Below are 8,891 nucleotides of genomic sequence, written 5' to 3'. Positions count from 1 at the left end.
GCTCTATTTGCATTAACCTGCCGTTTGTTCATAAGACATAGTCTTTTTTACATTCTTTTTAATGAAGCTTAAAAGAATGGTGGGTCATGATGGACTTGAACCATCGACCAATGGATTAAAAGTCCACTGCTCTACCAACTGAGCTAATGACCCGCTCTATTTGCATTTAGAAAGTTTTAAAATCCTCTCTGGTTGCGGGCGCTTATAATACTTATTTACACACTGAGTGCAACTTAAAAAACTATATTTTTGCAGTTTTTTCTCTGTTTGATTGATTTTAGACCGCTTTTATCAAAAAGCAGCCTAAAAGCAATTCATTATATCTAATTTAGAATTTAGATAAACGATCAGTTGCTAATTTAGCTGCTGTCGAATCTGGATATTGAGAAATTAAATCTTGCAATATTTTCTTCGCTTTAACGATTGAATTAAGCTTTTGATAAACTGTACCCAGTTTAAGCATAGCGTCCGCACGTTTATTTGAATCAGGGTAGCCTGCTACTACAGATTCGAAGTGAGTTTTGGCTTGCGTTGTTTCACTTTTCATCATTAATAACTGTCCTAGCCAGTAATGTGCATTAGGTACGTATACTGAATCTGGGAAGCTAGTTAAAAATGTTTGAAACTCTGGAACAGCTTGATCATAACGTTTATCTTTCATAATAAGCTGTACAGCACGATCATATGCTTCATTTTCTGATAAGTCATTACTAATAGATACTGCAGGTGTCGTTACGCTGTCAGTGACAGCTGGTGCTGGTTGCGTATAAACTTGAGACACTCTATCTTCTATCTCTTGATAAAGTTCACGTTGTCGCTGTAACATTTTTTCTATTTTATAACCTTGCTCTTCTGTTGTGCCTCGCAGATGGTTTACTTCATCTTGTAAACCTTCAATCTGCTGCTGCAATTCAACTTGTAATAAATTGCGAGTTTTGATCATATTCTCTAAAGCAGCGAGTCTTGATTCAATTTTGTTCGTACTACTATTTAAAGCAACATCTGAAACAGGAGCGGGAGCAGCCAATGTTTGGGTGCTCCCGCTCAGAATCATAGCTGCCAAAATTAATTTTGGCTTCATAATTTATTTTCTACTTAAAATTAGTATACAAGCACTGCACGACGGTTTTTAGCAAAACCATCTTCGTCACGAGTTTTAACCATAGGTTTCTCTTCACCATAGCTTACAAGTGAAATTTGACCTTCTGAAACACCTAAACTTTGTAAGTATTTTGAAACAGCATGTGCACGGCGCTCACCAAGAGCAATGTTGTACTCAGGCGTACCACGTTCGTCTGCATGGCCCTCGATTAATACTTTAACAGCACCATTATTCACTAAAAAATCAGCATGGGCTTGTAAAAGCTCAGCATATTTTCCGCTTACGCGTGCTTTATCAAAATCAAAGTAAATAACTTGTTCTTGACGGAGTTCATCATATTTTTCACGTAACAACTCTTCAGCTGACTTGATACGCTCAATTTTTTCTACTTGAACTGTATCACTTGTTTGTTGTTCAACTTGATTTGTTTGGCTTTGGTTAGCTGCACCTTCATCTATATTTTCAGATGAGCTACATGCTGCTAATGTCATTACTGGCACAGCAATAAGCAGGCCTTTAAATATTTTGTTAAGTTGCATCGAGTAGATCCCTATTGCTAAAAGTGAAATCAAAATTCGTTAATTATAAAAATGGTGACCAAGCAGGGGCTTTTACCTGTCCTTGTGCGACAGGAAGACGTGCTTTAAAGCGACCGTCCATTGATACCAGAGCTAATACCTGCTTATTATTATATAACGTACTATAAATTATCATCGAGCCATTTGGTGCTATACTCGGTGATTCATCCAGGCGTGTTCGAGTTAAAACTTGAAAATCACCTGAACTTAATTCTTTTTTTGCGATATGGTAACGACCAAGCGTTCTATTTACCATAATCAAATCTTTTCCATCTGGTGAGATTGATCCTGCCAGATTCATATTACCGTCAAATGTAAGTCGACGTGTTTTCCCTGATGTTAAATTTACGCTATAAATCTGAGCATTACCACCCCTTTCCGACGTAAATACTATCTCATTACCATTTGGGTGCCAACTTGGTTCTGTATCTATACTTCTATGGCGAGTGATACGACGTTCGATACGGGTTTTTAAATCTAAAACATATATTTCAGTCGCCCCTTTTTTATCTTTAGACAATACTATCGCAAGCTTAGAGCCGTCAGGAGAAAACCTTGGAGCGCCATTAATTCCTTTGTAAGAAGTAACAAGTTCACGTTTACCTGTGTAAATATCTTGAATATATATTTGACTTTGACGATTTTCGAATGTCACATAAGCTAATTTAGTTGCATCAGGCGACCAAGTCGGCGACATTAAAGGCTCTTTAGAACGTAATAATACTTGCTCATTTTGACCATCATAATCTGCCACAACTAATTGATATGGTCTAGTTTGTTCATCGCGAACAATAACATATGCAACTTTTGTTAAAAATGCGCCTCGCTCTCCTGTTAAAGCCTCGTAAACAACATCACTTATACGATGTCCGTAACGACGAAATCTGTCTTCGGTAATAACTGTTTGGCGCGCATCAAGTATATGATCTTGATTGTTCATGAGTTTACCATTAGCCAATATTTGCGTTTGACCGCCTGTTATTTGTCCTCGGTAAATATCAATTAATTCATAGCTAATTAAATATCTACCACCTGTTTGCTGAATAATTTTACCAACAACAATGGCTTCTACTTTCTCTGCTGCCCATGCACTATAATCAACTTCACTATCTTGAGATGGTTTTTGTGGCATATTAATAGCCGCAATAGGGTTAAACTTACCACTTCGACGCAAATCTGAAGCTATAACATCTGAAATTCTAGAGGGCACTTCACCAATACCTTCATATTTAAAAGGCACAATACCTATCGGCCTCGCACCATTAATACCATCAGTGATCACGATTTCAAGTACAGCATAGCTATTAGTACTTAAAGTACTAATTAACAACATAAATGTAACTAAAACTAAGCTTTTAAGCCGATTTAACATGAGAGCCCTTAAAAATTAGGTTTAAATATAAAATTAAAATTCTTGAACTGCTCAAACACAGCTCTATCTTTTGGTACTGGTAATGTATCGGACATACGTATCGAACGTAAAGCAGCTTCACATACGAGTTTATCGCCACCGAGTGAAACGGCTTTGGTTACCAGACCGTTAAAAGCAAGTCTAATATTCAAGCGACATTGCTTCCCTTTCATTTTTTCATCTTTTAAGAAGTTTTGAATAATACGAGCTTTAATTAAAGCTGTATATTTTTCAACTTCGGTCAGTATTTGTTTTTGTCTTGCTTTAGCCCTAATTGCTTGCTCTTGCGCCATTTGCTCCTGAAGAAGTTGTTCAGCAAGTGCTTTTTGTCGTGCTGCTTCTGCTTTACGTTTTTCTTCTACCGCTTTTTGCTTACGTGCTTTTTGTGCATCAGCCAGTGCTTTTTCTTCTTTTTTGCGTTTGTTTGCTGCTGCTTTTGCTGCTTTTTCAGCTTTTTCTTTATTAGCTTTAGCTTTTGCTGCTTTATCTTGTTCTACTTTTTGTTTTGCTTTTGCTTTTTTAGTCGCCGCTTCTGCTTTTTTCTTTTCTCTTTCTTTAGCTTTTCTTTGTTGTTCTAACTTTTTAATCCGGCGTGCTTCAGCTTGACTTTTCTTTTTCGCTTCATTTGCTCTCTTTTCTAAATTTTTGATGCGTTGTTCTTCTGTGCGCTTTTTATTAACATCATCTTTTTTTAGCTCTTTAATGCGTTTTTCTACAGCACTTTGATCAACTGAAATTGCTTCAAGTGCATTTTCTTGATTTAAATTTACTTGCATCACTTCTGGCACATTATCTTGAAAAGACACACTGACAACTAGGCCTATTGCTAAAACAATATGTAATACAGATGATTTTAATAAAGAGGGTAATATTTCTTTAAATGTCACGGTTAATTCTCAAATGATTCTGTCATTAAACCTACAGATGGCACACCAGCCCTTTTTAAGAAGTCCATTAATAATAAAACCTCTTGATAGGATACACGACCATCACCTTTAATCATAACCGGTGTTTTAGGTTCTTTATCTAAAGCTAATTTGACTTGTGCTGCTATATCTATCGCATCCATTTCAGCTTCAGGGTCTATACCAATAGAAGCAAAGTATTTACCTTCAGCGTTAATTGAAACAATAATCGGTGGTGCTTCTCTTGTTTCTACTAATTCTGATTCTTCCATTTTAGGCAATTCAACATCAACGCCATGTGTGATTGTAGCTGCTGTTGCCATAAAAATAATAAGTAACACCAACATAACATCTATATAAGGTACTACATTTATTTCAGCAACTGGACGACGCTTTTTTCTTTGGTACATTAAGAATTATTCTCATTTTTTGCAACAGCTTGACGGTGAAGAATGTTTGAGAACTCTTCCATAAAGTTACCGTAATTCGAGTCTAGTGTCTCGACTTTATGCGCAAAACGGTTATAAAATACAACGGCAGGGATCGCGGCAAATAAACCCATGGCAGTTGCAATCAAAGCTTCGGCAATACCCGGAGCGACCATTTGTAAGGTTGCTTGTTTAACGGTACCTAATGAGATAAAAGCATTCATTATGCCCCATACTGTACCAAACAAACCAATATATGGACTGATTGACCCTACAGTCGCTAAAAATGATAAGTTGTCTTCAAGCTTTTCAATTTCTCTAGATAAAGCAACGCGCATAGATCTATGAGTACCATCCATAATAGTACCCGCCGATGCCATATTACTTTTTGATAATCTGGCAAACTCTTTAAAGCCAGCACAAAATAAACTTTCCAAGCCTTCAAGTGAATTACTTCGAGCCGATAATTCATTATATAATTTACTTAAATCACTACCTGACCAAAATTTATCTTCAAATCTTCTTGAACTAACTTTTGCTTGTTTAAGCACTTTTTGACGTTGAAAAATCATGGTCCAAGAGGTCACTGACATTGCAACTAACGTCAACATTACAATTTGGACAAGTGGACTTGCTTTAAGAATTAAATCGAAAAAAGACAACTCTGATGACACGATAAATTTACCTCAATACTTTACTAAAATAGCGACTGAAACAGCAACATTAAATGATAGATTTACTTAATTAGAGATATATAACTCAAATAGTTCATTCTATTTTAATTATTTCTATCTTGTCCTACCTAAAACCGCTCTAGTGTAACCAGTCAATAAAGCTGTGACAATCAATTTACCGTGAATTACAAAATATTCAGTTAAATAACCTGAGCTCACTAAATAATAATGTTCGATAGTCATCACATTAGTTATTTATTACCTCATGCTGAGGTTAAATAACAAATATATTTCAATTGAAAGTTTAATTTTAATATATTTACATTCTATCATTCGTTGTTTTATGCAATAAATTTGAATAACCAGTAAAACACCTTGTGAAAATCATGTTAAAATAAAGAAAACTAATCGTTTAAAAATAAACCACTTTAAAAATAAGGGTTTAAAATCAATATCTTAATATTTATTAACAATTTATTGATGTTATATAAATCATTAAATTCTTATTCAGCATTAGTTTTTATAATGTGAAAGTTGAATTTTTCTAGTTTGAAATCCGACCAGTTAAACTATATTATTCTTTTCGTACCTTGCTAATACATGTAGAGCACATCCCTACAGCACAGATATTTAATAATATGATGAAATATTTATTCGTATTATGAACGCATTTAAAGTGAAACTTTAGATAAACCCTGGATTCCCTTCCAACTTGTTGTTTTGCCCGCACACTGTGCGGGCTTTTTTTTGCCTAAAATTTATAACACAGCCTGATTTTAAATTAAGCAAGGTATGTATTGTTTTAAAGAACGCTGAATTTACTACTGGATTTCCAGATTTTAATTTGCAAAATTCATGCAACTACACAGCCGGACGTAGGCTTTAATTGCATCAAATTACTATAAGATTTCAGGCTAAAACTCATGTAATTCAGAGTGTTTGATAGAAAAACAGTGATTAGGCTCCTTGCTTTTTGATCCAACAGTAAAATGACCGCAATGTTTAGGAGCAACTGACTTTTTTCATAAATCTTATATTTTGAACTTTTTGAGCCTCAACCGATCTTTTTCTGAGTTCTATACCCAAACCACTTCAAGATGCAGGATTCAGTTGGAATTAGAAATGCTTTAGGCAAGGCATTGATTGAAGAACATGGTTATTCCCTTTTCAAAATCAATAACGCTGCATAAAGCATTTATAAACCAACCCTACAGGGACTTCTGAGCAAATCATGCTCGTTGTTCCATCTTTTTTTAAGGGAGTAACCATTAATGCAAAGATGCGCCTAGATCATGAATTGCTCAGCAGTCCTGAACCTCACATCTTGAAGTGGCTTGGGTATATATTACTGATTTGTCTGATTTATATCTTGTCATATTTTTGCCACATTTCATCATAATTTGAACATTGCTCCAATAGAACTTATAAGTATACTAGCGCCCGCCAGACTGAAAATTTTATTCAGACTATGAAACAGAGCCAGTTATTAGATTTAAAATCTACTTTTAAGTTACTAACTTTACCAACAGAATGAGGATGACATATTGATGAAATTTTATTTTAAAACTTACCATTTTTTACTATTAGCTTTGATCATTAATATCAGTTTAGTTTTTAGTGTACATGCTAATACAATAATAAAAATAATTGAAGAACAAGAACACCAGCTTGGTGCTCGTATAGGGGTCTCTATTTATGATGTCATAGATAATAAACTATGGAACTATAACGGCAATACTAGATTTCCTCTGATGAGTACTTTTAAAGTACTCGCCTGTGCAAAGTTACTTGCTGATGTTGAAAAAGGGCTTCAATCTTTTGATACTTCTCTGGTTATAACAGCAAGTTCGCTTATAAAATGGTCGCCGATAACTAAAAATTTAATTGGTAAAAAAATGTCCTTAAAGCAAGCATGCTCTGCGGCTATGATCATGAGTGATAATACCGCTAGTAATATGGTGCTTAATGGAATTAAAGGACCAAAAGCTTTAACCCAGTTTATGAGAAACATTGGTGATGAAGTTACTCGATTAGATCGAATTGAACCTGATTTAAATGAAGCACTTGATGGTGATAAAAGAGATACCACAACACCAAATGCGATGGTAAAAAGTTTACATAAATTATTATTTGGAGATGCGCTATCTCAAGCTTCAAAGAATCTATTAAAGCAATGGATGATAGATAATAAAGTCACAGCTAGTTTATTGCGCTCAATACTTCCTGATAACTGGTTAATTGCTGACCGTTCCGGTTCTGGCGGCTATGGTTCCCGAGGTATTGTGGCTGTTGCTTGGTCTGATAAACGAACACCAATAATTATAAGTATTTATTTAACTCAAACCGATGCACCATTTTCCCTGCGTAATAAAGCAATTGCGGATATAGGAAAGGAAATTTTCACCGTATATGGTAAATAGTGCCACATAAGTCATTCAACCTTAATTATCTATACTTAGTTTATTTAGGTTATGTACGCCTTCTATCAGATTTGTTCCCGAACATTTTTAATGTTGGCTTACATAATGAGAAAAATTATAATTTTTGTATATTAGGTATATTTACTAACGCTATTAGGGAATGTTGATCTTTGTTTGAATTTTATACTAGCTACGTGTTGGTTGCTCTTGGCGAGATTTACCTAAATACTTTGAACTATGGATCATAGGAGGTGATGTTCATGATAGTAAAGTTGCCAATGGACTGATTGAGTTATTACCCCAAAATCAGTTTATTGTGGTAGACAAAGGCTACGACAGTGAAGCAATTAGAGATAAAGTACGAGAGTGTAATTCGACACCAATTATACCAGTCAGAGGCTTTGTCATGTGGTTGTTCCACATAAAAAGGCGATAACGCAGTAAAAATGCCCAACAAACGCAGTCCGAAGGATTCGGTTAAAAGCATTTTATTCTTTGTTGAGTCGTATTTACTTAGAATGACTAGGCTACACACTACTCGCCGCGACTAAAATGCTTTTATCTCGAACAAAATTTAACCCTGAAAGATCAACAGCCCCTATGTAACTTAACTGTAGTTAATGATTTATTCTAACAAAAACTTAATCGTTACTGTAGCTAAACTCAATATTAGTTGGTTGTTCAGTTAAATTACCCACATTACCACGAATGATAAATACGGTAACTTCTTCGGCTGATAAATCAAACCCTTCGTCCACACCTTCTATGGTATAACGGTCTTCTATTTCACTAACAATGCGAGCATTATAAATGTGAGTAATTGGATAAGGGTAATCAAAACTTAAAGTCCAAGCTTTCATTTCTTCATCACCATTATTACCCACAGCAATACTAGCAACATAGCCTGTGCTCCAGTCAGCTTGTAAGTCATAACCTACGTGATAAGGACCAGTAGGTACTGTAATGTCAGAAGCTGTAAGATTAGTATTTTCGATACCTTCACCACTATTCGAGCCATTCCAACCCAAAGTAATGATTTGACCCGGATCAATAGCTTTATTCCAGCTATTACCTTCGAACACATAATGACCATTATTTGCCACGATCATTTTAGCTGAATATAGATTTTTAATGTCGCCTGCAAAGTCAAAAGCAACACGCCAATCTGTCATCGGCTCATCAGTTTCATTTGTTAATTTCAATTGGGCAGTATAACCTGATCCCCAATCAGCTAATATTTTGAACTCTACGGGCTCAGACATAACACCAGCAGTAAACGTACCACAAGCTATCATTAATCCAGAAAATATTTGGTTTGACCACTTTTTCATCATTTAAGTCCCTTAAAATTTGTTGAAAGTACATCTTTTTTT

General features: G+C 35.1%; 10 protein-coding genes, 1 tRNA gene and 1 pseudogene. 3 read left to right on the top strand and 9 right to left on the bottom strand.

Going from position 1 to position 8,891, the window contains the following annotated elements; all coding sequences use genetic code 11:
* Positions 1–77 precede the first annotated feature (77 nt).
* The 7 genes from CJF42_RS19365 to tolQ all read right to left on the bottom strand — a co-directional run bounded on the left by CJF42_RS19365 (position 78) and on the right by tolQ (position 5,098).
* A tRNA-Lys gene (locus CJF42_RS19365) sits at positions 78–153 on the bottom strand.
* A 175-nt stretch (positions 154–328) separates the two neighbouring features.
* Complete coding sequence (gene ybgF, locus CJF42_RS19360; protein ID WP_095368255.1) at positions 329–1,081, bottom strand: tol-pal system protein YbgF; 753 nt, start codon at positions 1,079–1,081, stop codon at positions 329–331.
* Positions 1,082–1,101: 20 nt separating this feature from the next.
* Positions 1,102–1,641 carry a peptidoglycan-associated lipoprotein Pal gene (gene pal / locus CJF42_RS19355; protein ID WP_095368254.1) on the bottom strand — a complete coding sequence of 180 codons (540 nt, stop codon included), beginning with the start codon at positions 1,639–1,641 and terminating at the stop codon, positions 1,102–1,104.
* 43 nt (positions 1,642–1,684) lie between these two features.
* Positions 1,685–3,013, bottom strand: coding sequence for a Tol-Pal system beta propeller repeat protein TolB (gene tolB, locus CJF42_RS19350; protein WP_502694800.1), 1,329 nt, complete (start codon positions 3,011–3,013; stop codon positions 1,685–1,687).
* A gap of 47 nt (positions 3,014–3,060) precedes the next feature.
* Positions 3,061–3,963, bottom strand: coding sequence for a cell envelope integrity protein TolA (tolA, locus tag CJF42_RS19345; protein WP_095368258.1), 903 nt, complete (start codon positions 3,961–3,963; stop codon positions 3,061–3,063).
* A 17-nt stretch (positions 3,964–3,980) separates the two neighbouring features.
* Positions 3,981–4,406 (bottom strand): protein TolR, encoded by a 426-nt coding sequence (gene tolR, locus CJF42_RS19340; protein ID WP_095368252.1) that lies wholly within the window; start codon positions 4,404–4,406, stop codon positions 3,981–3,983.
* On the bottom strand, positions 4,406–5,098 hold the full coding sequence (gene tolQ / locus CJF42_RS19335; RefSeq protein WP_095368251.1) for a protein TolQ: 693 nt from the start codon (positions 5,096–5,098) through the stop codon (positions 4,406–4,408). Before tolQ ends, tolR begins: the two co-directional genes overlap by 1 nt.
* 1,231 nt (positions 5,099–6,329) lie before the next feature.
* On the opposite strand from tolQ, the gene CJF42_RS27665 reads away from it, so the two are divergent.
* The 3 genes and pseudogenes from CJF42_RS27665 to CJF42_RS29570 form a co-directional block, all read left to right on the top strand.
* Positions 6,330–6,497, top strand: coding sequence for a hypothetical protein (locus CJF42_RS27665; protein ID WP_170940669.1), 168 nt, complete (start codon positions 6,330–6,332; stop codon positions 6,495–6,497).
* A gap of 148 nt (positions 6,498–6,645) precedes the next feature.
* Positions 6,646–7,518 carry a class A beta-lactamase gene (bla, locus tag CJF42_RS19330; RefSeq protein ID WP_095368250.1) on the top strand — a complete coding sequence of 291 codons (873 nt, stop codon included), beginning with the start codon at positions 6,646–6,648 and terminating at the stop codon, positions 7,516–7,518.
* Positions 7,519–7,759: 241 nt separating this feature from the next.
* Positions 7,760–7,855 (top strand): annotated as a pseudogene (locus CJF42_RS29570) (IS5/IS1182 family transposase); the annotation flags it as partial.
* Here CJF42_RS29570 and CJF42_RS29565 read toward each other — a convergent pair.
* Both CJF42_RS29565 and CJF42_RS19320 read right to left on the bottom strand, forming a co-directional pair.
* A complete protein-coding gene (locus tag CJF42_RS29565; RefSeq protein WP_141235595.1) occupies positions 7,814–8,053 on the bottom strand; it encodes a hypothetical protein in 240 nt (79 codons plus the stop codon). The pseudogene CJF42_RS29570 and the gene CJF42_RS29565 sit on opposite strands and share 42 nt — an antisense overlap.
* 106 nt (positions 8,054–8,159) lie before the next feature.
* A complete protein-coding gene (locus tag CJF42_RS19320; protein ID WP_095368249.1) occupies positions 8,160–8,852 on the bottom strand; it encodes a cellulose binding domain-containing protein in 693 nt (230 codons plus the stop codon).
* Positions 8,853–8,891: the final 39 nt, after the last annotated feature.

The sequence above is a fragment of the Pseudoalteromonas sp. NBT06-2 genome (assembly GCF_002276045.1).
GTDB lineage: Bacteria > Pseudomonadota > Gammaproteobacteria > Enterobacterales > Alteromonadaceae > Pseudoalteromonas.
This window is presented reverse-complemented; position numbering and strand designations above follow the sequence as displayed.